A 24,977-nucleotide genomic window follows, 5' to 3' on the forward strand; every position below is an offset into this window, starting at 1 on the left:
CGATGCTGGGGGAAGACGAAAGCGCGGTCGGCGGGTGCCTGTGCGGCGATATCCGTTACACGGTAACCGGCCCCACGCTGTTCGTCAGCCAGTGCTGCTGCAAGGATTGCCAGAAGGCCACCGGCACCGGCCACACCACCATCTTCGGCTTGCGCAGCCACCAGTTGCAGATGCAGGGCACCCCGAAGACCTACACCAATGCGGGTGAATCGGGTGGCAGCGTCACCCGCCACTTCTGCGGCACCTGCGGCGGACGGCTCTACACCACGGGTGACTTGCCGGGCGATACGATCGTCATCATGCAGGCGGGATCGCTGGACGATCCCAACCTGGTCAGCCCCGAAAGCGTGATCTACACCAAGGATGCCGTGGCCTGGGACGTGTTCGACCCCGCCCTGCCCCGGTTCGAGGCCCGCCAACCACGCAAGCTATGAGCGGCCTCCTCGCCCGTTACGAGGACCTGCTGGCAAGTGGCGAGCTGCGGCCCGACCCGGAGCAGCGGTCGGCGGCGCAGGTGCTGGCGCAGGTGCAGGATGGGCTGGAGGCGAAGCCCGCCACAGGTATCCTGGGCAAGCTGCTGGGTAGCAAAGCTGCCCCGGTGCGCGGCGCCTACCTGTGGGGCGGCGTGGGGCGTGGCAAGTCGATGCTGATGGACCTGTTCCACGACACGCTGGCCATCGATGCCAAGCGCCGGGTGCATTTCCATGCCTTCATGCTGGAAGTCCATCAGCGCATCCGGGCAGAACGGGCCAAGGAAGCAGGCGATCCCATCGCGCCTGTCGCCGCCGCGCTTGCAGCCGATGTGCGCTGCCTGGCGTTTGACGAGATGGTGGTCAATAACAGCGCAGATGCCATGATCATGAGCCGGCTGTTCCGCGCGCTGATCGTGGATCACGAGGTAACCGTGGTCACCACCAGCAACCGCCCGCCCAAAGATCTGTACAAGGATGGCCTCAACCGCGAGCATTTCCTGCCGTTCATCGCCCTGATTAACGAGCGGCTGGACGTGGTCGAACTGAACGGCCCGACCGATTACCGGCTGGACCGCATCGCCGGCCTGGCCACGTGGCACAGCCCGCTGGGCGATGCCGCAACCGCGCAGGTGCGCGAGGCCTTCTTCCGCCTGACCGACTTTGCGCCGGAAGATGCCGCGCACGTTCCCTCCGCCGATCTCGACGTGGGCGGCGGGCGCGTGCTGCATGTGCCCAAGAGCCTGAAGGGCGTGGCCGTTTTCAGCTTCAAGCGCCTGTGCGCCGAAGCGCGCGGAGCCAGCGACTACCTGGCCATCGCCCGCGCCTATCACACTGTGATCCTGGTGGGCATCCCGCTGCTGGGCCCGGAAAACCGCAACGAGGCGGCGCGCTTCGTGACGCTGATCGACGCGCTGTACGAACACAAGGTGAAGCTGTTCGCCACGGCGGCTGCCGCACCGGAGGAGCTTTATACCCGGGGTGACGGGGCCTTCGAGTTCGAACGCACCGTCAGCCGCCTGAATGAAATGCAGAGCGCCGACTACATGGCGCTGGGGCATGGCGAGGACGGCTAGGTCGAGACCCCGAGCCTTCCCAGCGACTTGTCGAGCATGATCAGTTGCCACAGCAGCCGCGAATGGTCGCTGCGGCCGGCGATGTGGCTTTCCGCCATGCGGGCGAGCTGGGCCTTGTCGAACCAGCCCGTGGCCGCCACCGTGGACCCCGTTGCCACCCCGCGCGCCTGCGCCGCCAGCGGTCCACGCAGCCACTGGGCAATCGGGGTCACGAAACCCTGCTTGGGCCGGTAGAGGATGTCCTGCGGCAGGTAGCGTTCCATCGCCTTCTTCAGCAGCCACTTGCCCTGCACGCCCTTCACCCGCAGCCCTTCGGGCAGGGTGGCGGCAAATTCCACCAAGCGGTGATCGAGCAGGGGCTCGCGCGCCTCCAGCGATACGGCCATGCTGGTGCGGTCCACCTTGGTCAGGATATCGCCCGGCAGCCAGAACTTGCAATCGGCATACTGCGCAGCGTCCAGGCCCGAGCGGGCCGGTGCGCCTTCCATCAACGCCACGAACGGCTGTTCCGCGCGGTAATCGCCCAGTTCGCGCAGGAACCCGTCGGCATAGAGCGTGGCGCGCACCTCCGGCGGCACCGTGCCCAGCGCGCGGGCATAGCCTTCAGCGCCAGAAGCAGCGAGCGCCTGCAGCGTGCTCTTGAACCGCAGGGGGCGCGGGGCCCAGTCGGCCTTGGGCCAGACGCGCCCCAGCGGCCCGATGACCGAGCGGCGCAAGGGTGCCGGCAGCAGGCGGCGGGCCTGTTCCTCGCGGTGGTGGAACACCTGGCGGCGATACCCGGCAAAAGCCTCGTCCGCCCCGTCGCCGCTCAAGGCCACGGTCACGCTTTCGCGGGCAAGCTGGCACACCCGCCAGGTGGGCAGCGCGGATGCATCGGCAAACGGCTCGTCGAACATGGTGGCGAGCTGGTCGATGGCGTCGAACTGGTCGGCGCTGACGCGGCGGCTCTGGTGATTGGTGCCGAACAGTTCGGCCACCCGCGCGGCATATCCCGTCTCGTCCACGGCGGCGACATCGAAGCCGATCGAGCAGGTGCGCACAGGCTCGCGGCTCTGTTCTGCCATCAGGGCAACCACGCTGGAGCTGTCCACCCCGCCCGAAAGGAACGCGCCCAGCGGCACATCGGCCACCATGCGGCTGGATACCGCCTGGCCCAGGTGGTGCAGCAGCTCCGCCTCCAGGTCGGCCACCTTGCCCTTCCGCCGCTCGGCGAAGGACAGGTCCCAGTATTGCTGTGGCGCGGCGGGCGGCGTGTCGTGGCGCAGCAGTTGCCAGTGGCCCGCAGGCAGCTTGCCCACGCCCTTCAGGATGCTGCGGTGATCGGGGACATAGCCCCAGGCCATGTAGTCTTCCACCGCCTGCGGATCGACTTCGCGCCGCAACAGAGGATGGGCCAGCAAACCTTTCAGTTCGCTGGCAAACGCTATCGAGCCATCGCTGAGCATGGCGGTGTAGAGTGGCTTCACCCCGAACCGGTCGCGCGCCAGGAACAGTGTGCGCTGCGCCTTGTCGTAGATGGCGAAGACGAACATGCCGTTCAGCCGCCCCACGCAGTCCGTGCCCCAGCGCTGGTAGGCGGCCAGGATCACCTCGGTATCGCCGTGGGTGTTGAACTGCGCCCCTTCCGCCTCAAGTTCGCGGCGCAATTCCTTGAAATTGTACACTTCGCCGTTGAAGCTGATGACATGGCGATCATCTGCCGAATGCATTGGCTGGGGCGATCCGGCCAGGTCGATGATCGACAGGCGGCGGTGGCCCAGCCCCACGCCCGGCGCGGTCCACACGCCGTGCCCGTCCGGCCCGCGATGGGCCAGGGCATCGCACATCGCCTGCACCCGCTGGGGATCGACCGGCTTGATGGTGCCGCAATGGAAGATGCCCGCGATCCCGCACATGCCGGGCGCGTTACCTTACCTGGCCGATGCGGTCCATCCACGCAGGCAGCCCGCCCGTCGCGGCGGCGAACCGGATTATGGCGGTTTCCGGATCCACCGGGCCACCGGCTTGCGAGGACAGGATGAGCATCATCGTGGGGTGGGCATCCCCGCTCAGCCGGTCGGCCATGTTGCCCAACTTTATGCGCGGAGCGCTGGGTGTGGTCATGTCGCGGTGGCGGTAGAAGGTCATCGCCAGGCGGCGCACCGTCACGCTGGTCAGCATCCATTCGCCCCGCCCACCGGCCAGCGAAGGCGCAGCTTGCAGCCAGCTCCACCCGGTATCGGGCATCAGGGCGCCTTCGCCAAAGGCCGTCGCCTCGCGCCCGTCCTGCTGGTTGCGGTAGAAGGCATAGAACACCTCCACCCGCGCGCCATCGGGAGCGACGTAAGAGCCGAGCAGCCGGTGGTCCGCCCCCGCAGCGCGCGGTTCCCACCAGGGGCCATCAGCCATCGGCGCGAGCTGCCAGCCCGGCACCTGCGGCAGGTCGATCCGTTCGGGCACCACGGCCTCCACCTGCCGGGCCTGCACGGCCCAGGCGAACACGGCGAAGGCCAGCAAGGCGCCTGCAGCCAGGCAGCGGCCGGACGGGGCAGCAAAGGCATCCAGCAGGGCAAACCCCGGCCGGCCCTGGATAGCCGCGCCATCGATGAAGGCATCGTCACGCGGGCGGTCGAAGAAGGGCCAGGCACAGGCGAGCAGCAGCGCCATCACCAGGGCAAAGAAGATCCAGCCATAGAACACGTGATCGAACCCGGCGGCAAACTCCAGGCCTTGCGACTGGGCGATGTAGATCGTGCCCCATGCGCGCACGCCATTGGCCAGGATCGGCAGCACCAGGGCCACCACCATGAACACCGCGCGGCGCGTGGCGCTGGTAAAGCAGACATGCGCCGCCAGCGAGCCGAGCGCCGCCATGGCGACCAGGAATTTCACCCCGGAACAGGCCTCGGCCACCTCGAACAACCCCGCCGGGGTATCGATGAACACCCCGTCTATCACCGCGGGGATGCCGCTCCAGTGGGTCAGGGCGATGGTCAGGTCGGCGGTGATCATCTGCAAGGTGGGCACCAACTCGTCACCCACTGGCACCAGAAACAGGGCATAGGCCAGCGGGAACAGCAGCGCCCACACCACCCGCGGCCCCAGGGTGACAAGCACCATCGCCTGCATGGCAAAGACCAGCGCGAAATGGGTGATGATGGCGGTGCCCGAGACATCGCCCAGCAGCCACAGCACCAGCGCGCCCGCCAGCAGCACCAGGCCCGGCCACCAGCCTTGCGGGGTGATCCGCAGCAGTTCGGGCGAGCGCAGCCAGACCAGCCAGCCACAGATAACCGGCACGAACAGGTTGTGGTTGTAGGTGGAGCTGTTCCAGAACTGGCGCATCATATCGGCCAGCACCGGCCACAGCAGCACCAGCAGCACGGCCCACCCCAAGGCGAGGTGGAGCAGCGGCTTGCGCCATTGCGCGGGGATGGCGTCAGTTAGCGGCGCGCGGCCGTGCAGGGCCAGATCAAGCGGCATGGCGCTGCCCCTCCACCGCAAAGCCCAGCAGCGTGGCAAGGGGAGCCATCATGGCGGGCCAGGCTTGGTTCGCCAGCACAAAGCGGCGCGCGGCCTCTCCTAGCCGTTCGCCCCCGGCAGCGTTTTCCACCAGGTCCAGGGCACGCTGGGCGAAGGCCTTGCCCTCGTTCTTTTCGACCAGCCAGTGCTCGCCGTCGATGGCGGCGATGCCGGTCGCGGCTTCCGGGGTCAGCAGCACCGGGCGGGCCATGGCCATCGCCTCCAGCACCTTGTTCTGCACCCCGCGCGCCACGGTAAGGGGAGCGAGCACGCAGGTGGCAGCAGCCAGGAACGGGCGCACATCGGGCACCTCGCCCCATACCGTCACCCCGGGCTCGTCGGCACAACGGCGCAGCAGGGGCGTGGGACTGCGCCCGACGATGTGAAACTCCGCTTGGCGATGAACCGCGCGCACCTCTGGCAGCACCGCACCGGCAACCCACAGCGCGGCCTGTTCGTTGGGGCGATAGTCCATCTGCCCGGTGAACACGAAATGCGGCCCCGGCCGGGCGGCGATGGCGGGAAGCGGGACAACCTCCTGCGGATCGAAAAAGGCGGCATCCACCCCGTTGCCGATCACCTGCACATTGACCCCGGTCGGATTGCGCAGGCGACTGGCGTAAAGCTGCGCCTCGGCCTCGCTGATCAGCACCGTGGCCGTGGCCCGGTGGCCCAGTGCCTCCTCCACTTCGGCCAGCAAGCGCGCTTCGCGACGGTTGAGCCAGGGGCGTTCGCCGGCTTCGGCGTAGGCTGCGAACTTGGCGCTATCGACGTCGCACAGGTCCACCACCACCCGCCCGGCAAAGTCTGCCGGCACATACTGGCCCATCTGCCCTGAGAAGACCACGATGGCGGCAATCGGTCGCTCTGCCAGCACCTGTCGCACCCAGGCTTCAAGCTTGCGGTGATGGAAGGCGGTCAGGCTGACCGGTTTGTTCGCCGCCAGCGCTTCCAGCCCGGCCAGCGGCAGCGGCTTGCTGCGGGTGACGACGCAGTGGCTTGTGGCCAGCGCGGCAAGGGCACCCTCGCCCACCCGGTCCGCCTCGCTATCTACCAGGCAGCCGACATGGACCGGGGCCAGCGCGGCCACGGCCTGCAACAGGTGATGGGCGCGAATCCGGTCCCCCCGGTCGGGCGGGAACGGCAGGCGATGGGCCAGGAACAGGATTTCACTGCCGCTCATCCCAGCCCCCGGGCGATCCAGGGGCCGAGGCGGTTGGCCACACCCAGCGGCAAGCGCTGCCACAGGGCGATGCGGGCGGCGTGCTTCGCGCTGGTGGGATCGGCATCGCGCGGCTCGGCCCCCGGCGCGTGCCACGAAGCATAGGCGAGCGGCTGCGGCTCGAACCCCCAGTTGCGCTTGAAGTGAAAGGCTCCGCTGCCGGTCTTGCTGCGCCCGAAATCGAACCGGCTGGCCCCGCGCCCGCGCGCGTGGTTCATCAGCGCATAATACATCACATCGTTGGCGCGCCAGTGGCGGGCCGCCTGCGTACCGCCACCCCAATAGGGCATGACAGCGCCATCGTGATAGAATGACAGGACACTGGCCAGCGCCTCGCCGTCGCGGCTGACAGTCAGGATATCGCCGTCCAGCGCATCCAGCGCCGCGTCGAACAGCGCGCGCGGGTAGACCGGGGTGCCCAGGTTGCGGACGCTTTGGGCATAAACCGCATAGTGCGCTGCCCGATCAGCCTCATCACGCCCCACGCGCACTGTCAGGCCGTTGCCCAGCCCCCGGCGCACCTCGGCGCGCTGCTTGCGCGGGATGGCGAGGAGTTGCGCCTCGTCATCGGCGGCCAGTTCGGTCACGAAGCCGCAGTGGCTGTCGGTCCGCACATGCCAATGGCGCGGCACCGGCCCGCCGCGCACCTCGATGGTGGGGCAGGACAGGCGCTGCGCCAGTTCCTCCGCCGCGCGGCACAGCGCGGGGCCGGCGGCCGCGACGGTCGCCAGCACGCCCCCATCCACGGCAAAGCCGCTGGAGGCGAGCACTCGGCCGAAGATGGGGGAATGGACCTCACTCAGCGGCAGCCACCCGGTGATCGCCCCGCCCCGCTCCGCCACCAGGCCATGCGCGCGGTTTCCGGTGCCGCGTTCAACTGCCGCCAGCCACGCGGGCCGGTGGAACAGCGATCCGCCGGCAGCGCATACGAAGGCCTCGATCCGCGCCACCTCGTCCGGCTGGTCAAGCGCAGCGCGGCGCACGCCGGTGCCGGCCACGGCGAAGGGCGCGTTCATCCCGCCAGCGCCCGCTGGGCCCGCCAGGCCAACTGGTCCTCCGCCTCGATCCGCGCCCGTTCGCGGTGGGCCAGCACATCCATCCGGCCAAAGGCGAATTCGTGCACCAGCAGACGCAGCTTGCCGGCCATCTGGTCAAGCCTGGTATAGTGGCGCAGTCGCGATTTCAGCGGCGCGCCGGCCACTCGCGGCTGGCCGGGATCGATTTCCCACGGGTGGAAATAGAAGATTGCCGGGCGTTCATCCACGCGGTTGACCTGACGGATCGCCCAGCGGCTGAAGGCATAGGGCAGCACGCGGAAGAACCCGCCCCCGCCCGCCGCCAGCCTGCGGCCAGCAAACATCGCCGTGGTCACGGGGATTTCCACCATGTCGGCCCAGGGCAGCGGCTTGAAGGCAAAGCGCGGTGCATCGGCCCAGCCGTAATGGTCATGCGCCACCGGGGCCACGCTGGAGGAATAGGCATAGCCCTGCTCCACCAGCTCGGCGAAAGCCCACGGAGTGCGCTGGTCGATCGAGAAGCTGGGTGCACGATAGCCGGTCACCGGGTGGCCGGTGGCATCCTCGATCACCTGGCGGGCGCGGCGGATGTCCTGGCCGAACTGCTCGCGGGTCATGGTGTGGACGCGGGCATGGTCCCAGCCGTGGCTGGCCACCTCGTGCCCCCGCTCCGCCACCTCGCGCAGCAACGCGCCGTGGCGCTGGGCCACCCAGCCAAGGGTGAAGAAGGTGGCGGAAGCCCCTGCCTCGTCGAACAGGTCGAGGATTTCGCGCACGTTGCGGTCCACCCGGTCGTCCAACGTGGCCCAGGCATCGCGCGCGATCACGTCCTCGAACGCGCCGACATGGAACCAGTCTTCCACATCGACCGACAGGCCGTTGACGATGCGCGCCGCGTCGCCATCAGCAATGGCGGCCGGCAACGGCGGAGAAACGGCATTCACGTTGCGGACACTCCCGTGGCGGCGGCGATCAGGCCGCCTTGCTCTCGTCCATTTCGCCTTCGATCCACTCGATCAGCATGGTCAGCGTGTGGCGGATGGTGCGCTCCTGTTCGAAAGCCTTGGCTTCCAGGCGGGCCATCTTCTCCTGCAGCGCGGCGAGATCGGGCTGCACGGCAGCCACCAGGCGCGCTTCGGACTGGGTGGACAGTTCCACCACGGCCTGCTGCAGCTCGGCAATCTGCGCGTCGCGCTCGGCCAGCAGGTCTTCCACCAGTTGCGCATCGACATACTGGCGCGGCTCGCCATTGCGGGTCAGCGGATCGAGCAGCGGCGCGGGCTGCGGCTCGGGCGAAGGCATCGGCGCGGGCGCGGCGGCGGGAAAAGCGCGCTCGGCATCCATCTCGGCCAGCACGTTGTGCAGCATGGCTGCATCGATCCGTCCGCGTTCCTCCACCGCACCCAGCAGCATCAGCCGGTTGGCGATCTGGTTGACCCGGCGCGGAATGCCGCCGCTGGCGTCAAAGATCTCGGTGAATACGCGCTGGTCAAACGCCGGGTTGCCGTTCCAGCCCACCTTTTGCAGGCGGTGGACGATGTAAGGCTCGATCTCGCCCTTCTGCATCGGGTCAAGGTGATGCGCGGCGATCACCCGCTGGCGCAACTGCTCCAGGTCAGGGTGGCTTTGCAGCGTGGCGCGGAATTCCGGCTGGCCCAGCAGCAGCGTCTGCAACAGCGGATGGCTGCCAAGCTGGAAGTTCGACAGCATCCGCAGCTCTTCCAGCGCGGCGACCGTCAGGTTCTGGCTTTCGTCCACCACCAGCAGGCAGCGGCGGCCGGCGCGGGCTTCCTCGTGCAGGAAGCTCTCGATCGAACCCAGCGCGCTGGCCTTGTCATGCCCCTCGATGTCCAGGCCAAAGGCCTGCGCCACCACGTGGACGATCTCTTCGCCATCCAGCTTGCTGGTGACCACCTGGGCCACAGTTACCTGATTGGGATCGATGCTGGCCATCATGTGCGCGACCAGGGTGGACTTGCCCGCCCCCACCTCGCCGGTGATGACGATGAAGCCCTCGCCCTGCGCCAGGCCATAGCCCAGGTAGGACAGGGCCTTCCTGTGCGTAACCGAGCGGAAATAGAATTCCGGATCGGGCGTGAGCTGGAAGGGCTTGCCGGTTAGGCCGTAATAGTCATCAAACATGGGTCACAAACTCCCCAAAAGTCCGGTCAGAACGAATAGCGCAGGCCCACGAGGGCCGATGCATTGGTGTAATCGGGCAGCGCGTCGCGCATGATCCCGTCGACGCCCACAGCCGCCGTGCCGGTGAGCCCGGCCAGCAGGTTGCGGTAATAGGAAACGGATGCGGCATAGCCGGTGCCGTTGGAAGCACTGTCAAATCCGCTATCGAACCAGTTGACGAAGCCGTTGCCGGAAATGCCGCTGCGGGCATCGAGCTGCTGGCTGAGGTAGGCCCCGGCCCAGTAGTTCTCGTCCAGCAGGCCATCCACGGCGGCCAGCGCGGTGTTGGCGGCGGCGATATAGGTGCGCCGGTCATAGCCTGCGGCCAGGCCATAGCTGGTGCGACCCACCGCGCGGCTGACGCTGGCGTTGATGCCCCGGCTGCGGAACACCGAACTCCTCAGCGAGCCGATGTTGGCCAACGAGCAGGTGCCCCCTTCCAGCGCCGCCACGCAGGCCCCCAGGTCACCCGACAGCGGGTTGCGGAAGGCCTGGAACTCGGTCGGCAGGTTGGCCAGGTTGTTGACGAGGTTACCGCCAAAACCGCTCAGGTTGTCATAGACACCTACGTTGAAGCTGGTGCGCGGACTGGCCGCCCACGAGAACGAGCCATAGTAGGTGCTGCCGCCATAGCGCCGGCCATAGACCGCCTGCAGCGCCGTGCGGTCGCTGGGGCGCCACATCACGCCCACGTCCCAGATCAGGCCGTCGGTCTGGTAAGAAATGCGCCGGGGAGAGCTGGTGTCGGTGACATAGCGCCCGGCCGCGTCGCGCACCGGCTGGCCGTTCACATCGCGCACCGCATCGCGGTTGGACACTTCAACGTCCTCGTAACCCACGCCGCCGATCACGGCCAGGGTGGGCGACACGGGCACCACCACATCGGCCCGCACATGGCGGTCGTCGATCCGCTGGTCCAGGTTGGATACGTCCTGCCGGTTCCACCCGCCGCCCACGCCCACGCCGATGGGCAGCACCGTGTTGGGGGCGATGCCCACGCGCGCGGCGGCCATCTGCGAAACGCTATCGTCGAAATAGTCGACCGGCTGGTCACCCGGGGCCAGCACCACGCCATCGGGCGCTTCCACACGGGAATAGCCGATGCGGTAGGCGCCGCTGACCTCCAGGTCACCCACGCGGGTCTGCAGGGTGGGCCCGGCATAGACCGCGTAGATCTGGCTGGAGCTGTCGTTGTCGATGGTCGATCCGCCCAGCGTGGTCGCGCCGCCGCCTTCTACGCGGCTGCGGGCGGCCAGGGCCCCAGCCTCGAAGGTCAGTTGCCGCGGCACCAGCGACAGGCTGGCGCGGGCGATGCCGCTGATCGTGTCGCCGTCCTCCACATCGCCATAGCCGATGCGCCGTTCATAGCGCACGCCGATCGACGCGGCCGAATTGCGGGTGGTGAACCCGGCATCAAGCCCGGCGGCCAGGCGGGTGTAGGTTACCACGTCATCACCGGGCGAAAGCTCGGCGGACAGGACCTGTGCGGCCTCGATATAGGGGACGATCTCGACCCCGCCGGTGCGCTGCGGGCGTTCACTCTCAGCGCCCGCCTGGACGGGAGCGGATGCCTGCTGGGCGGCGGCGGGAATGGCGGCCAGGGCGGCGAGGCCCGTGGCGGCAAGCATGACTGTGCGGCTGAGCGAAATGGTCATCGCCTCACCCTCCATATCCGTAATAGCCCCCGAAGCGGCGACCGCTGGGGCTGAAGTGGGCATCGTTGAGCAGCAGCTTGATGTCCGGGCAGTTGGACAGCAGCGTCAGGGCATCTTCCAGCGCGCTCTGGCCGGTCTGGTCGGCGCGCGTCACCACCACGGCCTGGCCGACAAGGTTGGCCAGGTCCGCCGCGGGCGAAGCGGCCAGCGTGGGCGGGCTGTCGAACACCAGCACCCGCCCCCGCGCGCCCAGCGTCAGACGGTCGAGGATGCCGGCGGTTTCGGCGGCGGCCAGGTATTCGCTGTCGGCATTGGTCTGGTTGCCGGCGGGAAGCACGTGCAGCCCGTCGATATCGGTGCCGATCACGCAGTCTTCCACCCGGATCGACGGATTGGCCAGCGCATCCATCAGGCCGAGGCCCTTGGGCAGGCCCAGCATCGAGAGGATCGAGGGCTTGGCCACGTCCGCATCCACCAGCACCACCTCGCAATCGCGCTCGGCAGCCATGGCCAGCGCCAGATTGATGGCGCAGAAGGTCTTGCCCTCGTTGGGCAGCGGCGAGGTGACGAGGATGCGGCGCGAGCGGCCGGTGCTGTCAGCCCGGGCCGCCTTCAGGAGCTGGCGCTTGACGATGCGGAACTCCTCCATCAGCCCGGTCACCGGACCTTCTGGATCGATCAGGCCGTGATGGGCCAGCAAGCCCCGGTCCACCGGATAGCGGTGATCGGGCAGCGCCACGGCATCGAAAACCACCGGCGCTGTCTGGGGCGGAGTGGTAAGATGTCCATGGTCGGTGACCGGCTGAACCGCTGGGTCCGCCACGGGATCGGCTTGCAGGCTTGCTTCCGGCAGCGGAGCGCGCGGGGCCATCGGCGGGAAGCGGAACGGCTCGTCATCCGGCGCGGTTGGCAGGCGCTTGACCGGCTGGCTGCGCGAAGGGGCCATCCTGTTGACTGGCGGGGCCAGGTTGCCCGGCACCGGCGCGGGCACGAAGCCCTGGTCGCCAAACAGGCTTTCCGCCCGCTCGAACAGCGAAAGGCCCTGTTGCGGGCGGCGGGGAACGGGGATGCGACGGTGCTCGGTCATGGCCTATCCCTCACGCCAGCAGGCCGCGCTGGACGAATTCCAGCCCCAGCAGGACAATGAACAGCAGGCACAGCGCGCCCGTTGCCCCGGCGAAATATTTCAGGTGCTTGCGACGCAGTTCGCGCGCGGCACTGTTCATGGTGTGCGAGATCGTGCCCACGACGGGCAGGTTGAAGCTGCGCTCAAGCTGGCTGGCGGTGGAATAGGTGGAGCCCAGCTTGCTCAGCGCAAAGGCGATGCCCGCCCCGGCACCCAGGCCCAGGAGCAGCACGCCCGCCAGCAGCAGCGGCCGGTTGGGGGCGGCGGGAACGCGCGGGGTCGTCGGCGGATCGACCACCTCGAACTGGATCGCGCTGCGCTCGGTTTCCACCTGGCCGCGCAGGCGCAACTGCTCGCGGTCCTGCAGCAGATCGTCATACTGCTGGCGCAGCACTTCGTAGTCGCGGCTGATACGGGTGGCCTCGGCCGCCGCACCCGGCTCGCGCGCCTGGCTGGCCATGGTCGCCGCCAGCTCGGACCGCAGCGCTGCAGCGCGCGATTGCAGCGCCTGCACGGCCGCCATGCTCTGCGAGCGCATGGTGACCAGCGAAGTATAGGTGGGGTTGGACTGGCCCGAGGTGCCGTTGTCTGCCGATGCCCGCTCGCGCAGGGTGGCGATCTGGCGGGTCAGCGCGGCCACGTCGGGGTGCGAATCGGTAAGGCCCTGGGCCCGGTACTGGGCCATGGTCGCCTCCGCCTGCAGCAGCGCGGCCTGCGGGCCGCCGGCGCCCGGCACGATCAGGGTGCGCGGGGTGCCGGCGATCTGGCCTTCGATTCCGGCCAGCGACGTTTGCGCCGCGGCCAGGTCCGCCTCCACCCCGCGCAGTTCGCTGCGGGTCGCGGCCAGGCTCTGCTGAAGCGAGGCGGAGCCGCCGATCAGCTCGGGATGCAAGGCCTCGAACTCCAGGCGGCGCTGCTCGGCTTCCTCCAACTCGCGCTGGCGGGCGACCAGCTGCTGGTTGATGAAGTCGAGCGAGGAGGCCATCTCGCCGCGTGCCCCGCCAAGGTTTTCCTCGCGGAAGATGTCGATCATGCGCTGGACAATGGTCTGCGCCAGTTGCGCGTTCTCGCTGTCGGACAGGTCGCTGCGGCCGCTGACGGCGGTAATCTCGAACACGTTCTCGCCGTCGGCGACAACCTTCACGTCCTCGCCCAGGCGCTCGACGGCGCGTTCCATCGCGGCAGAAGTGGTCACCTCCTCGCCCAAGCGGGTGGAGCGGACGACCTTTTCCAGATTCACCGCGCTCACCAGCGTCTGGCGCACGCGCTCTACCTGGCGCTCGCGGCTGCCCTGGGCGATGCCGATCTGGTCGGCCAGCACGTCATCCAGTTCCACGTAGATGCGCGCTTCGGATTCATAGGTGTTGGGGAACAGCGCCACCACCAGCCACCCGGCCAGGCACAGGCCCCAGGCAATGCCCAGGGCCAGCCAGCGGCGGTTCCACACCGACCAGAGCGCTGCGCGGATTTCCTCGACGAGCTGGTTCAACGGATCGCCCCCTCGCCGCTCAGAACATGCTTTCCGGGATGATGATCACATCACCCGGCATCAGCATCACGTTGGCTTCGCTTTCGCCCCGGCGCAGCAAGTCACCCAGGCGCAGAGAATACTCCTGCTGGCGGCCGGTGGTGCGATCGAAGCGGATCAGCTTGGCCTGGTTGCCGCTGGCATATTCGGACAGGCCGCCGACCGCGATCATCGCATCCAGCAGCGTCATGTTGGCGCGATAGGGCAGCGATGCGGGCTGCTCGGTCGCGCCCACGATGCGCACCTGCTGGCTGTAGGTACCGGCAAAGCGCTTCACGATCACCGTCACCAGCGGATCGGAAATGTACTGCGAAAGCTGCAGGCGGATATCTTCGGCCAGCATGGTCGGCGTCTTGCCCACGGCGGGCATGTCGGCCACCAGCGGCGTGGTGATGCGGCCATCGGGGCGCACCTGAACGTCGGCCCCCAGTTCGTCGTTGCGCCAGACGTGGATGGTCAGCTCGTCCAGCGGGCCGATGACATATTCCTCGCCCGGGCCTTCCTGCATGGCCACGAAGGTTGCCGGTTCCAGTTGCGGCGCATTGCTGCCCGATGCGCAGCCGGTCAGCACCAGCGAGGCAGTGGCACAGGTGGCCATCAGGCGGGCTGCTTTGGAGACTGGCATCGGTTCTTGCGTCCTCATCGTCTGGCAGGCCGGTCGGGGACGGGGCATCCGTGCACGAGCTGCCCGCTTGACCGGCTGGTCCAGCGTGCCTTGTGGCCAGAAAGGGTGAATATTGCGTTAGCCTTGGGCCTATTTCCGGCCCATCTGCGGCACTTAAGCAGCGCCGTCCCGCATTGGGACAGGGTAGCCGCCCAGCCGTTAACGTCCTGTCAGCAGGCGATTCTCAGACGAGCATCTCGCGCGCGGGGCCCTGGCCCAGGAACTGCGCGGGGCTGGCACTGGCGCCATAGGCACCGGCACAGAACACGGCGACCACGTCTCCCACTTGCGCCTGCGGCAGCAGCACATCATCGGCCAGGCGGTCGAGCGGGGTACACAGGCAGCCGACCACATTGACCTCCACCTCGCCCGGCGCATCGAAGCGGCTGGCCAGCGCCACCGGATAGTTGCGGCGCACCACGGCGCCGAAGTTGCCCGAGGCAGCCAACTGGTGGTGCATCCCGCCATCGGTGACCCAGAAGGTAACCCCCTTGCTGGTCTTGATGTCGACTATGCGGGTGAGATAAACGCCCGCCCCCCCCACAAGATAGCGACCCAGTTCTATCGCGAATTCCGTGCCTTGCAGGTCATTTCTGTGGTCATCCAGCAAGTCTTGCAGGCGCGCGCCGACGGCGGCGATATCAAGCGGCTTGTCTTTGTCGAAATAGGGAATGCCATAGCCGCCGCCAAGGTTGAGGTGCGGCAGCGGGGTGCAGATTTCAGCAGTCAACCGGGCCGCCGTGGCCAGGGCATTGCCTTGCGCATCACTGATTGCCGCGGCGTCGAGCGCCTGGCTGCCGGCGTAGATATGCAAGCCGCGCCAGTCGCACCCTTCGGCAATGATCGTGCGGGCAAGGCTTGCCACCTGGTCCTCGTCTACGCCGAACGGCTTGGCCCCGCCGCCCATCTTCATGCCTGATCCGCGCAGCTCGAACTCCGGATTGACGCGGATCGCCAGGCGCGGCGCGGTGCCGCAGGCAAGGCCCGCCTCCAGCGCGCGGCGCGCCTCGGCGGCGGATTCAAGGTTCAGCGTAACGCCCGCCTTCACCGCTGCCAGCAGTTCCGCATCACGCTTGCCCGGGCCGGCAAAGCTGATTTCGCGCGGCAGGAACCCTGCGGCCCGCGCCATCGCCAGTTCCCCGCCAGAGGCCACGTCCAGCCCGTCCACCAGGTCGGCCATCACTTCCAGCACGGCGGGGTGCGGGTTGGCCTTCATGGCATAGTGGATCTTCAGCGCCGGCGGCATCGCGGCGCGCAGGTCGGCCATGCGCTGCTCCAGGAGGCTGCGCGAATAGACGAACAGCGGGGTGCCGCCCGCCTCCTTCACCAGCGCGCTGGCCTTGCGACCGCCTACGGCCAGTTCGCCATCGATCGCGGTATAGCCGGCGGGAATGGGACCGTGCGGTTTCATGCGGCGGCCACTTCCGCCACCAGCGCCGCCCGGTCAAGCTTGCCGTTGGGATTGACCGGCATGGTCTCCCGCCAAATAATGACCTGCGGCTGCATGAAATTGGGCAGCTCGCGCTTCAGCACGGCGCGCAGGGCCGCCTCGTCGCCGCTGCCGCGCACCACAAGCAGGATGGCCTGGCCCAGTGCCGGATCGGGCACGCCCAGCGCCACAGCCTCGGCCACATGGCCGCTGGCGAGCGCGGCTTCCTCGATCTCCAGCGGGCTGATGCGGTTGCCCGCGCTTTTAATCATCGCGTCGCGCCGGCCGGCGAAATAGAGCAACCCGTCGGCATCGCGCCGCACCCGGTCGCCCGACCAGACTGCGGTGCCGCCATACCGGCTTGCCGCCGGAGCAGGCTTGAACCGCTCGGCAGTGCGGACGGGATCGTTCCAGTAGCCCTGCGCCACCAGCGGCCCGCAATGAACCAGTTCGCCCTCCTCCCCGTCGGCGGCAAGCTGGCCGGCATCGTTGATCACCAGCACTTCGGCAAAGGGAATGGCCTTGCCCATGCTGGTGGGATTGCCTGCCAGCAACGCCGGATCGAGGTAGGTGGAGCGGAAAGCCTCGGTAAGACCGTACATGGCAAAAATGCGTGTTTGCGGCAGTTTGCACCGCAAGGCTGATGACAAGTCGGAAGTCAGCGCCCCGCCACTGTTGGTCACCCGCCGCATTCGCTCAGCCACCGTCGGCGGCCAGTCCAGCCCGACAAGCTGCACCCACAGCGGTGGCACGGCGGCCAGCGTGGTCACGCCATGCTTCTCGCAGGCGCGCACAACGTCACGCGGCAGCAGGTAGTCCAACGGCACCACCGCCCCGCCCGCATACCAGGTGCTGAGCAACTGGTTCTGCCCATAGTCGAAGCTGAGCGGCAGCACCGCCAGTGTCACGTCGTCTGCTGCCAGCCCCAGATAATGCGCCACGCTGACCGCGCCCAGCCACATGTTGGCATGGCTCAGCACCACGCCCTTGGGCTTGCCGGTGGAGCCGCTGGTGTAGAGGATGGCGGAAGTGCTTGCAGGATTGTGCGCCGATGGCTCACCCAGCGGTTCGGCTTCAGCGGCCAGGGCCAGCGCTTCCCCCTCGCCCAATACACGGCACCCGGCGGGCACATCGCCCACCTCCAGAGTATCGAGCCGCGCGGGCGTGCCCAGCAGCAGCGCGGCCCCGCTATCGGCCAGGATATGCTTTACCTGCCCGCGCTTCAGCAGCGGGTTGATCGGCACGTGGACCAGCCCGGCACGCGCCGCCGCCAGCGGCATCAGGCAGGTCAGTTCGCCCTTGGCCGCCCAGGTGGCCACACGTGCGCCGGCCTGCGGCACCTGCGCCGCCAGCCACCCCGACAGGGCAGCGACACGGCTTCTTAAGTCCTTCCAGCTAAGGGTTTCGCCGCGCAGGACCAGCGCCGCATCCTCGTCGCTTCCACGCAGGGCCAGGTGGTCCAGCGGCAGCGGGGTAGGATCGGGCATTGGCAAGTTGGAGCTCCGGGCAGGAAAAACTGTGGCCGCAATTACCTATCACGACACGGTTAACGATCTGCAAGGGCGGTTCCCCGGGGGCACCGGGCCGTTTGCGCGCCGCGAATGGTTCGCCCTGCTGGAACGGGCCGGACACAGGCCGCTGGTTGCCCTGGCCGATGATGGGCGCGAGCAGGTGAGCATCGCCATGACGAGAGGCCCACGCGGGCTGACAGCGCTTACCAACTGGTATGCGTTCACCTGGGCCCCGTCATCGCTTTCGCCGCTGCTGACCGAACTGGCCAGCGACCTGACGCGAGCAGCCAATCGCATCGAACTGGTCAAGCTGCCCGACGAGGATGGCACCGCCACCCTGCTCGAAGGCACCTTCAGCGCCGCCGGCTGGCTGGTCCGCCGCGAGGTGTGCGACACCAACCGCTACCTGCCGGTGCAGGGCCGCACCTATGCCGATTACCTTGCAGCCCGCCCCGGCCCGCTGCGGACCACGCTGAAACGCAAGGCGAAGAAGGTCGAGGTGCGCCTCTCGCACCGGTTCGAGGCCGCCGACTGGGCCGCCTACGAGGAGATTTACCGCCAGAGCTGGAAACCCGCCGAGGGCGATCCCGCCCTCCTGCGCCAGTTCGCCATGCTGGAAAGCGACCTGGGCCACTATCGCTTTGCCCTGGCCCTGGCCGATGGCCAACCCGTTGCCGCCCAGTTCTGGACGGTGGAAGGCGGCAAGGCCTACATCCACAAGCTGGCCCACCTGCCTTCTGCCGAAAGCCTGTCACCCGGCACCACGCTGACTGCCGCCCTGATGGAACTGGTGATCGACCGTGACGGCGTAGCCGAAGTCGATTTCGGCACCGGGGACGATGGCTACAAAAGGGACTGGATGGAAGCCGTGCGCCCGCGCTGGCGGCTCACCTGCCTGCGTCCTGCCTCGCCCGCCAACTGGCCCGAACTGGGCAAATGGGCGCTCCGCCGTCTTGTCTCCAACCGCCACGCTGCCTAGGGCCACTGTCATGACCGAAACCACCTCCATCGATGCCATCCTGCGCGGCGTACTGCGCGACGTGCTGGGCCTGGACGATGCGCGCGTTGCCGCGTTCGATGCCGATACCGGCCTGTTCGGCCACCTGCCAGAGCTCGATTCGATGGCTGTCGTCTCGCTGCTCACCGAGATCGAAGACCGGCTGGACATCGTTCTCGAGGATGACGAGATCGACGGCGACCTGCTGGAGACCTATGGCAGCCTGCTGGCCTTCGTCACCGCCAAGCGCGGCGGCGCCTGAACCGGCCATGCGGCTGCTCGGCTGGACAGCCCCCGGCGGCAGCACCGAACTGGTGGTCGCCCACGGCCCGGCCGATGCCGCGCAGCGCCTGCTGGTCCTGCCAGCCTGGTTCGACGAAGCGAATAAGACGCGGCACTTCACGCAAGCCGTGATGCGGCACCTGGCCGATGCGGGCGTGGCCAGCGTGCTGCCCGACCTGCCGGGCTGCAACGAAAGCCTGGCCCCGTTCGAAAGCCAATCGATGGCCACGTGGCGGGCCGCCGCCCAGTCGTCCGCTGAACAGCTTGGAGCGACGCACGTTCTTGCCATGCGCGCAGCGGTGGCCATTGCACCTTCGCTGCCGGGCTGGGCCTATGCTCCCGTCGCCGGCAAAAGCGTTCTGCGCGGCCTGCTGCGGGCACGGGTGCTGTCCGCCCGGGAGGCGGGCAGGCAGGAGACGAGCGAGGCCCTGCTTGCCAGTGGTCTCGCCAACGGGCTGGACCTGGCCGGTTACCGCCTGGGGGCGCAAATGGTGGCTGACCTGGCCGACGGCGAACTGGCGCCATCCACTTTCACCATCATCGCGCAAAATGAGATCGGCGGTGCGGGCCTGTGGCTGCGCGCCGAGCCTGACCACGATGCCGCGCAAGCGGAAACCCTCGCTGCGCTGGTTGCCGGGAGGCTTTCGACATGACCCGGCGGCACCTGACGTTCCATTGCGAGGGCGACATTCTTGCTGCCACGCTGGACGAAGCTTCCGGCACGGACGGCCTGCTCATTGTCAGCGGCGGCAACGAAACCCGCGCCGGGGCCTTTTCAGGCCAATCGCACCTGGCTGCGCGGATCGCGGCAAAGGGCTATCCCGTGCTGCGTTTTGACCGGCGCGGGGTAGGCGACAGCAGCGGCCAGAACCGCGGCTTTCGCGAGAGCCGCGAGGACATTCTTGCCGCCCTCGCCGCCTTTCGCGATCAGTGTCCGAACGTCAGCCGGATCGTCGCCTTCGGCAACTGTGACGCGGCAAGCGCCCTGATGCTGATGCGCGGTGACGGGTGCGATGCGCTGGTGCTATCGAACCCCTGGACCTTCGAGGACGAGGCGGATGACGCGTATGCCCTGCCCCCGCCGGAGGCGATTCGGGCGCGCTATTGGGCGAAGCTGCGCAATCCTGCGGAATGGCTTCGGTTGCTGCGGGGCCAGGTCAACCTGTCCCGTCTGCGGCAGGGGCTTGGCGCGGCTGCTGCCCGCTCCGCCGGGCCGACCGGGTTGGCGCAGGAAATGGCCAAGGGCCTTGATGGGGCGACAAAGCCCTATGCCATCCTGATTGCCGGAAATGACCGCACCGGCCTGGCGTTCGACCGGTTCTGGACCACCCACGGGAACCTGCAGCAAGGCCCCGTTTACCGCTGCCCGGGCGCCAGCCACGCCTATCTCGAGCCGCACGCGGCCGAATGGCTTGAGGCGCAGGTGATGGCGATGCTGCAGGGCTGACCCGGAAGCAGCCCTACCTGACGAACAGGCTCGCCAGCTCGACATGGGTTGACCAGCGGAACTGGCCCACGGGCCTCAGGTCCGCCAGGCGGTAGCCACGCTCCGCCAGCAGGGCGCAGTCACGCGCCCAGCTTGACGGGTTGCAACTGACATAGGCGATGCGCGGTACCTGGCTTTGCGCCAGTTGCTCCACCTGGCTGCGCGTCCCGGCACGCGGCGGATCCAGGACCACCAGGTCGAACCGCGCCAGCTCGTCTGGTCGCAGGGGATTGCGGAACAGGTCGCGATGCACGGCCTCCACCGGCGCGCGGGCCCGTAGCGCGGCGGCCTTGCAGGCCAGCACGGCATCGCGCCCCGCCTCTGCCGCCAGCACCTGCGCGGGTCCGGCCAGTGCGAAGGCGAAGGTGCCAAGCCCGCTGAACAGGTCGGCTACCTGCCCTGCCCCGCCCAGCCACTCGCGCACGGCGCCAACCAGCGCCTGCTCGCCATCGGGGGTGGCCTGCAGGAACGCCCCCGGTGGCAGCGGCACCGGCACATTGCCCAGGGTGATGGTCACCGGCTCCGGCTCCCAGAAGGCTTCCGGTCCGAAGCCCTGGTCCAGCATCAGGCGCGCCAGCTTCTGGTCACGGCAGAAGTCAAGCAGGCTCTCGACCTGGTGCAACCCTTCCACCTTGATGTTGCGGATGGCGCAATCGATGCCCTGGTCGGCCAGCGTCAGGTCAATCTGCGCGGCATACCTGTCGCGCCGCTGGCTGAGCCAGGCGCGCATCGGTTCGACCAGCGCGAACAGTTCCGGGGCCAGCACGTGGCATTCCCTGATGTCGACCAGGCGGTGGGATCCGCCCTCGCTGAAGCCGACGACGGCGCGCGCCCCGCCGTTCACCGCGTGCAGCGTGGCCCGCCGGCGACTGCGCGGCGGAGAGAGATGGACGGGAGCCACCGTTTCCGGCTCCAGCCCCTGCGATCGGGCGGCGTGGACCACGCGCCCGGTTACGAAATCTGCCAGCGCATCTTCGTCGCAATGCTGGAGCTGGCAGCCCCCGCAACGGCCAAAATGGCGGCACGGCGGAACGACGCGGTGCGGGCCCGGTTGCGTGGTACCATCGGCCAGCACCAGGTCACCCGGCGCGGAAAGAGGAACATGACGACCGCTCGCCGTCACCCCGTCACCCTTGGCGGCGAGGCGGATCACCTCTTCGGGTTCGCTCACAATAATACCCCGTAAGCGTCTGGAATATGGTCAAGCAGATCACCGGCAGAGAAAGCAGGCCCGGCCAGGCGCGCAGCCTCGCGGTGCAGCCAGCAGCCTTCCAGCGCAATGCCCAGCGGGCTGTCCATTCCCACGGCCAAGCGGCTGGCAATCAGGCCCGCCAGGACATCCCCCGTGCCTGCCGTGCTCAGCCAGGCCGAGGCCGGGGGCATGACCACCACCGGCGTTCCCGGCGCGCCCAGCATCGTATCGGGGCCCTTGGCAACCACCACCGCCTCCAGCGCTTCGGCCAGGTCGCTCACCTGTTCCACCCGGTCCAGCCCCACGCTGCCGAAGGTGTGGCCCAGCGCGTCCAGTTCGCCTGCGTGCGGGGTGACGATCAGCGGGCTGAGGCGGCCTTCCAGCATGTCCGCCGTCAGCAGGTGCAGTGCATCGGCATCGCACACGGTAGGCAGGTCGCAGCCGAGCACGAAGGCCAGGCGCGCCCGGGCCTCCTCGCTGCGACCTAGGCCGGGGCCCACCAGCAGGGCGGCGATGCGCTCGTCGGCCAGCAGCTCGTCCAGCCCGTCATGCACCACCACAAGGTCGGGCGGGACAAGGCCGGGTTCGGCCCCGGCATAAAGCTTCACATAGCCGGCTCCGCCGCGCATGGCGGCGCTGGCGGCCAGCACGCCCGCCCCCGGCATCTCTCCGCCAACCACGGCCAGCAGGCCGCGGCTGTACTTGTGGGCATCGGCCTCGGGCGGCGACAGGACCGGCCGTTCGGCCAGTTGCGCCGCGTCCCAGTCGAAAGCCACGCCGATATCCACCAGGCGCCGCTCGCCCATCAATTGCATCGCGGGCATCATCCAGTGGGCGAACTTCCACGCGCCCAGGGCAATAGTCAGGTCATAGATCGGCAGGGTGTCGTTCAGCACCTCGCCGCTGTCGCAGTCGATGCCGCTGGGCACGTCTACCGCCACGCACAGGTCATGCGCGGCGGCCAGTTCGCACAGGCGGGTTTCCAGCACCTGGTCCAGCGCGCGGGCAAGGCCGCTGCCGAACAGGCAATCGACGAACACGCCACCCTTTGCCGTTTCCACCGGCTCCCCGCCCCAGGCTTCACGCGCCGCGCGGGCGGCAGGCGTCTTGGGCGAGAACGGCGCGATGACCCGAACCGTCAGGCCACGCGCCGCCAGCACGCGGGCGATCACATAGCCATCGCCGCCGTTGTTGCCGGGGCCGCACAGGATGGTGACGGCTCGCCCGGCCGCTACGCGCCAGATCCAGTCCGCCGCACCGGCACCGGCGCGCTCCATCAGGGTCGAGACCGTCTCGCCCGCGTCGACCAGCGCCTGTTCGGCTGCCTGCATCTGGCTGACGGTGAGGATCTGGTTACTCGCCATCGGTGTCCTGACCCTCACCCGCCAGCAGCGCACGCGGGATGCGATAGCGGTCCTGCCCCAAGGTTACGGCAAGCAGGCCCTGCTCTTCGCTCACCACGGCCTGATCGGCCCCGTCGGCAGCGATCAGGCCGCCGCTGGGCAGCACCACCAAGCGGCGGAACCCGCCGTCGGTATGATGGATGACGAAGACATCGCCCCCGCCCTCGTGCACCTGCTCAACCACGCATTCGTCGACAAAGTCTGCCGCCCCGGCCACGGCGCAAGCCACGTTGCTGCCTTCGGGCACCGGTGCGCCCTCGCCGCCGGAGCAGGCCGCGGCCAGCCCCGCCAGCAGCGCGGCGATCAGCGGGCGGCTGTCAGCCACGCTTCAACTGCGACACATCGCGCACTGCGCCGCGGGCGGCACTGGTGGTCATCGCGGCATAGGCCTGCAGCGCGGCCGAGACCTTGCGCGGCCGTTCCTTGGCCGGGTGCCAGCCGGCGGCATCCTGCGCGGCGCGGCGGGTGGCCAGCTCCTCGTCGGACACCAGCAGGTTGATGGTGCGGTTGGGGATGTCGATGGCGATCATGTCACCGTCCTGCACCAGCCCGATTTCGCCGCCTTCCGCCGCTTCGGGGCTGGCATGGCCGATAGACAGGCCGCTGGTGCCGCCGGAGAAGCGCCCGTCGGTCAGCAGGGCGCAGGCCTTGCCCAACCCTTTCGACTTCAGGTAGCTGGTTGGATAGAGCATTTCCTGCATGCCGGGGCCGCCCTTGGGCCCTTCGTAACGGATCACCACCACGTCACCCGCCACCACCTGGTCGGTCAGGATCGCGGCCACGGCGGCATCCTGGCTTTCATAGACCTTGGCCGGACCGGTGAACCTCAGGATGCTTTCATCCACGCCGGCGGTCTTCACGATGCAGCCATCGCGGGCGATGTTGCCGAACAGCACGGCCAGCCCGCCGTCCTGCGAAAAGGCGTGTTCCTTGCTGCGGATCACGCCGTTCTGCCGGTCCATGTCCAGTTCGGCCCAACGGCGGTTCTGGCTGAAGGCTACTTGCGTGGGCACCCCGCCCGGCGCGGCCTTGTAGAATTCCTGCACCTTGGGATTGTTGGTCAGGCGGATGTCCCAATCGGCAATGGCATCGCCCAGCGTGGGACTGTGCACCGTGGGCAGCGCGGTGTGCAGCAGGCCCGCGCGATCGAGCTCGCCAAGGATTGCCATGATGCCACCGGCGCGGTGGACGTCTTCCATGTGCACGTCGTTCTTGGCCGGGGCCACCTTGGACAGGCACGGCACCTGGCGGCTCAGCCGGTCGATGTCCTGCATGGTGAAGTCCACGCCCGCCTCGTGCGCGGCGGCCAGCAGGTGAAGCACGGTGTTGGACGAACCGCCCATGGCGATGTCCAGGCTCATCGCGTTCTCGAAGGCCTCGAAGCTGGCGATCTGGCGGGGGAGCACGCTCTCGTCGTCCTCCTCGTAATAGCGCTTGGCCAGGGTGACGACCAGGCGGCCTGCCCGCTCGAACAGGCCCTTGCGGTCGGCATGGGTGGCAAGCTGGCTGCCGTTGCCGGGCAGGGAGAGACCCAGCGCCTCGGTCAGGCAGTTCATCGAATTGGCGGTGAACATGCCGCTGCACGATCCGCAGGTGGGGCAGGCGCTGCGCTCGATGGCGGTCACCTGCTCGTCGGTATAACTGTCGTCGGCGGCGGCAACCATCGCGTCGATCAGGTCCAGCGCGTGCTCCTTGCCATCGATCACCACCTTGCCCGCTTCCATCGGTCCGCCGGACACGAAGACGACGGGGATGTTGATCCGCATGGCAGCCATCAGCATGCCCGGCGTGATCTTGTCGCAGTTGGAGATGCACACCATGGCATCGGCGCAATGGGCGTTGACCATGTATTCCACGCTGTCGGCGATCAGGTCACGGCTGGGCAGCGAATAGAGCATCCCGTCGTGGCCCATGGCGATGCCATCATCCACCGCGATGGTGTTGAATTCCTTGGCCACGCCGCCGGCGGCCTCCACCTCGCGCGCGACCAGCTGGCCCAGGTCCTTCAGATGCACATGGCCCGGCACGAACTGGGTGAAGCTGTTGACGATGGCGATGATCGGTTTGCCGAAATCCTCGTCCTTCATGCCGGTCGCGCGCCACAGGCCGCGGGCACCGGCCATGTTGCGGCCGTGGGTGGTGGTACGGGAACGATAGGCAGGCATGGGTATACTCCTTGGCCGCATGCTCTTGCGACTGTGGCGGCAGGAATCAAGCGGTTTGCGGTTGGGCCGCCCG

The 24,977-nt window shown here is 68.3% G+C and carries 22 protein-coding genes; 6 read left to right on the plus strand and 16 right to left on the minus strand.

Annotated elements, in window-relative coordinates:
- Positions 1-2 precede the first annotated feature (2 nt).
- Both GRI99_RS11805 and zapE read left to right on the plus strand, forming a co-directional pair.
- Positions 3-434: a GFA family protein gene (locus GRI99_RS11805; protein ID WP_160772231.1), complete on the plus strand. Its 432-nt coding sequence runs from the start codon at positions 3-5 to the stop codon at positions 432-434.
- A complete protein-coding gene (gene zapE / locus GRI99_RS11810) occupies positions 431-1,546 on the plus strand; it encodes a cell division protein ZapE (protein WP_160772232.1) in 1,116 nt (371 codons plus the stop codon). The genes GRI99_RS11805 and zapE overlap by 4 nt, the downstream gene beginning before the upstream one ends.
- On the opposite strand, the gene GRI99_RS11815 is transcribed toward zapE, so the two are convergent.
- The 12 genes from GRI99_RS11815 to GRI99_RS11870 all read right to left on the minus strand — a co-directional run bounded on the left by GRI99_RS11815 (position 1,543) and on the right by GRI99_RS11870 (position 17,355).
- Positions 1,543-3,441 carry an XrtA/PEP-CTERM system amidotransferase gene (locus GRI99_RS11815; protein WP_160772233.1) on the minus strand — a complete coding sequence of 633 codons (1,899 nt, stop codon included), beginning with the start codon at positions 3,439-3,441 and terminating at the stop codon, positions 1,543-1,545. The two genes, zapE and GRI99_RS11815, sit on opposite strands and share 4 nt — an antisense overlap.
- A gap of 10 nt (positions 3,442-3,451) precedes the next feature.
- Entirely contained in the window at positions 3,452-5,008 is a 1,557-nt protein-coding gene (gene xrtA, locus GRI99_RS11820) for an exosortase A (RefSeq protein WP_160772234.1), read from the minus strand.
- The gene (locus tag GRI99_RS11825) at positions 4,998-6,230 is read right to left on the minus strand and encodes a TIGR03087 family PEP-CTERM/XrtA system glycosyltransferase (RefSeq protein ID WP_160772235.1); all 1,233 of its coding nucleotides are present in this window, start codon (positions 6,228-6,230) and stop codon (positions 4,998-5,000) included. The genes xrtA and GRI99_RS11825 overlap by 11 nt, the downstream gene beginning before the upstream one ends.
- The gene (locus GRI99_RS11830) at positions 6,227-7,285 is read right to left on the minus strand and encodes a FemAB family XrtA/PEP-CTERM system-associated protein (RefSeq protein WP_160772236.1); all 1,059 of its coding nucleotides are present in this window, start codon (positions 7,283-7,285) and stop codon (positions 6,227-6,229) included. Before GRI99_RS11830 ends, GRI99_RS11825 begins: the two co-directional genes overlap by 4 nt.
- Positions 7,282-8,229 carry an XrtA system polysaccharide deacetylase gene (locus tag GRI99_RS11835; protein ID WP_337192914.1) on the minus strand — a complete coding sequence of 316 codons (948 nt, stop codon included), beginning with the start codon at positions 8,227-8,229 and terminating at the stop codon, positions 7,282-7,284. Before GRI99_RS11835 ends, GRI99_RS11830 begins: the two co-directional genes overlap by 4 nt.
- 28 nt (positions 8,230-8,257) lie before the next feature.
- Positions 8,258-9,427, minus strand: coding sequence for an XrtA/PEP-CTERM system-associated ATPase (locus tag GRI99_RS11840; protein WP_160772237.1), 1,170 nt, complete (start codon positions 9,425-9,427; stop codon positions 8,258-8,260).
- A gap of 26 nt (positions 9,428-9,453) precedes the next feature.
- Positions 9,454-11,121, minus strand: coding sequence for a preprotein translocase subunit YajC (locus GRI99_RS11845; RefSeq protein WP_160772238.1), 1,668 nt, complete (start codon positions 11,119-11,121; stop codon positions 9,454-9,456).
- 4 nt (positions 11,122-11,125) lie between these two features.
- Positions 11,126-12,208 carry a P-loop NTPase family protein gene (locus GRI99_RS11850; protein ID WP_160772239.1) on the minus strand — a complete coding sequence of 361 codons (1,083 nt, stop codon included), beginning with the start codon at positions 12,206-12,208 and terminating at the stop codon, positions 11,126-11,128.
- Positions 12,209-12,218: 10 nt separating this feature from the next.
- Positions 12,219-13,736, minus strand: coding sequence for an XrtA system polysaccharide chain length determinant (locus GRI99_RS11855; RefSeq protein ID WP_160772240.1), 1,518 nt, complete (start codon positions 13,734-13,736; stop codon positions 12,219-12,221).
- A 19-nt stretch (positions 13,737-13,755) separates the two neighbouring features.
- Entirely contained in the window at positions 13,756-14,400 is a 645-nt protein-coding gene (locus GRI99_RS11860) for an XrtA/PEP-CTERM system exopolysaccharide export protein (RefSeq protein WP_160772241.1), read from the minus strand.
- A 223-nt stretch (positions 14,401-14,623) separates the two neighbouring features.
- Positions 14,624-15,850 (minus strand): pyridoxal-dependent decarboxylase, exosortase A system-associated, encoded by a 1,227-nt coding sequence (locus GRI99_RS11865; protein ID WP_160772242.1) that lies wholly within the window; start codon positions 15,848-15,850, stop codon positions 14,624-14,626.
- Entirely contained in the window at positions 15,847-17,355 is a 1,509-nt protein-coding gene (locus GRI99_RS11870) for an acyl-CoA ligase (AMP-forming), exosortase A system-associated (RefSeq protein WP_160772243.1), read from the minus strand. Before GRI99_RS11870 ends, GRI99_RS11865 begins: the two co-directional genes overlap by 4 nt.
- A 31-nt stretch (positions 17,356-17,386) precedes the next feature.
- Between GRI99_RS11870 and GRI99_RS11875 the strand changes: the two genes are divergently transcribed.
- Genes GRI99_RS11875 through GRI99_RS11890 form a run of 4 tightly spaced genes read left to right on the plus strand, consistent with a single transcriptional unit; the run spans position 17,387 to position 20,105 of the window.
- A complete protein-coding gene (locus GRI99_RS11875) occupies positions 17,387-18,358 on the plus strand; it encodes a GNAT family N-acetyltransferase (protein ID WP_337192915.1) in 972 nt (323 codons plus the stop codon).
- Between the two features lie 10 nt (positions 18,359-18,368).
- Entirely contained in the window at positions 18,369-18,638 is a 270-nt protein-coding gene (locus GRI99_RS11880) for an acyl carrier protein (RefSeq protein ID WP_160772244.1), read from the plus strand.
- Between the two features lie 7 nt (positions 18,639-18,645).
- A complete protein-coding gene (locus GRI99_RS11885) occupies positions 18,646-19,311 on the plus strand; it encodes an alpha/beta hydrolase family protein (protein WP_237438308.1) in 666 nt (221 codons plus the stop codon).
- Entirely contained in the window at positions 19,308-20,105 is a 798-nt protein-coding gene (locus tag GRI99_RS11890) for a hydrolase 1, exosortase A system-associated (RefSeq protein ID WP_160772246.1), read from the plus strand. The genes GRI99_RS11885 and GRI99_RS11890 overlap by 4 nt, the downstream gene beginning before the upstream one ends.
- Before the next feature lie 13 nt (positions 20,106-20,118).
- Here the strand turns inward: GRI99_RS11890 and GRI99_RS11895 are convergent, their stop codons facing one another.
- Genes GRI99_RS11895 through ilvD form a run of 4 tightly spaced genes read right to left on the minus strand, consistent with a single transcriptional unit; the run spans position 20,119 to position 24,904 of the window.
- Positions 20,119-21,315 carry a class I SAM-dependent RNA methyltransferase gene (locus tag GRI99_RS11895; RefSeq protein WP_160772247.1) on the minus strand — a complete coding sequence of 399 codons (1,197 nt, stop codon included), beginning with the start codon at positions 21,313-21,315 and terminating at the stop codon, positions 20,119-20,121.
- The gene (locus tag GRI99_RS11900; protein ID WP_160772248.1) at positions 21,312-22,700 is read right to left on the minus strand and encodes an NAD(P)H-hydrate dehydratase; all 1,389 of its coding nucleotides are present in this window, start codon (positions 22,698-22,700) and stop codon (positions 21,312-21,314) included. Before GRI99_RS11900 ends, GRI99_RS11895 begins: the two co-directional genes overlap by 4 nt.
- Entirely contained in the window at positions 22,690-23,064 is a 375-nt protein-coding gene (locus GRI99_RS11905; protein WP_160772249.1) for a hypothetical protein, read from the minus strand. Before GRI99_RS11905 ends, GRI99_RS11900 begins: the two co-directional genes overlap by 11 nt.
- On the minus strand, positions 23,057-24,904 hold the full coding sequence (ilvD, locus tag GRI99_RS11910; protein WP_160772250.1) for a dihydroxy-acid dehydratase: 1,848 nt from the start codon (positions 24,902-24,904) through the stop codon (positions 23,057-23,059). The genes GRI99_RS11905 and ilvD overlap by 8 nt, the downstream gene beginning before the upstream one ends.
- Positions 24,905-24,977: the final 73 nt, after the last annotated feature.

It is taken from the genome of Alteraurantiacibacter buctensis (assembly GCF_009827655.1).
GTDB lineage: Bacteria > Pseudomonadota > Alphaproteobacteria > Sphingomonadales > Sphingomonadaceae > Alteraurantiacibacter > Alteraurantiacibacter buctensis.

Bases quoted from the DNA above. Each gene is read 5' to 3' on its own strand.
- GRI99_RS11805 (WP_160772231.1), top strand. From the start codon at position 3: ATGCTGGGGGAAGACGAAAGCGCGGTCGGCGGGTGCCTGTGCGGCGAT.
- zapE (WP_160772232.1), top strand. From the start codon at position 431: ATGAGCGGCCTCCTCGCCCGTTACGAGGACCTGCTGGCAAGTGGCGAG.
- GRI99_RS11815 (WP_160772233.1), bottom strand. From the start codon at position 3,441: ATGTGCGGGATCGCGGGCATCTTCCATTGCGGCACCATCAAGCCGGTC.
- xrtA (WP_160772234.1), bottom strand. From the start codon at position 5,008: ATGCCGCTTGATCTGGCCCTGCACGGCCGCGCGCCGCTAACTGACGCC.
- GRI99_RS11825 (WP_160772235.1), bottom strand. From the start codon at position 6,230: ATGAGCGGCAGTGAAATCCTGTTCCTGGCCCATCGCCTGCCGTTCCCG.
- GRI99_RS11830 (WP_160772236.1), bottom strand. From the start codon at position 7,285: ATGAACGCGCCCTTCGCCGTGGCCGGCACCGGCGTGCGCCGCGCTGCG.
- GRI99_RS11840 (WP_160772237.1), bottom strand. From the start codon at position 9,427: ATGTTTGATGACTATTACGGCCTAACCGGCAAGCCCTTCCAGCTCACG.
- GRI99_RS11845 (WP_160772238.1), bottom strand. From the start codon at position 11,121: ATGACCATTTCGCTCAGCCGCACAGTCATGCTTGCCGCCACGGGCCTC.
- GRI99_RS11850 (WP_160772239.1), bottom strand. From the start codon at position 12,208: ATGACCGAGCACCGTCGCATCCCCGTTCCCCGCCGCCCGCAACAGGGC.
- GRI99_RS11860 (WP_160772241.1), bottom strand. From the start codon at position 14,400: ATGCCAGTCTCCAAAGCAGCCCGCCTGATGGCCACCTGTGCCACTGCC.
- GRI99_RS11865 (WP_160772242.1), bottom strand. From the start codon at position 15,850: ATGAAACCGCACGGTCCCATTCCCGCCGGCTATACCGCGATCGATGGC.
- GRI99_RS11870 (WP_160772243.1), bottom strand. From the start codon at position 17,355: ATGCCCGATCCTACCCCGCTGCCGCTGGACCACCTGGCCCTGCGTGGA.
- GRI99_RS11880 (WP_160772244.1), top strand. From the start codon at position 18,369: ATGACCGAAACCACCTCCATCGATGCCATCCTGCGCGGCGTACTGCGC.
- GRI99_RS11885 (WP_237438308.1), top strand. From the start codon at position 18,646: ATGCGGCTGCTCGGCTGGACAGCCCCCGGCGGCAGCACCGAACTGGTG.
- GRI99_RS11890 (WP_160772246.1), top strand. From the start codon at position 19,308: ATGACCCGGCGGCACCTGACGTTCCATTGCGAGGGCGACATTCTTGCT.
- GRI99_RS11900 (WP_160772248.1), bottom strand. From the start codon at position 22,700: ATGGCGAGTAACCAGATCCTCACCGTCAGCCAGATGCAGGCAGCCGAA.
- ilvD (WP_160772250.1), bottom strand. From the start codon at position 24,904: ATGCCTGCCTATCGTTCCCGTACCACCACCCACGGCCGCAACATGGCC.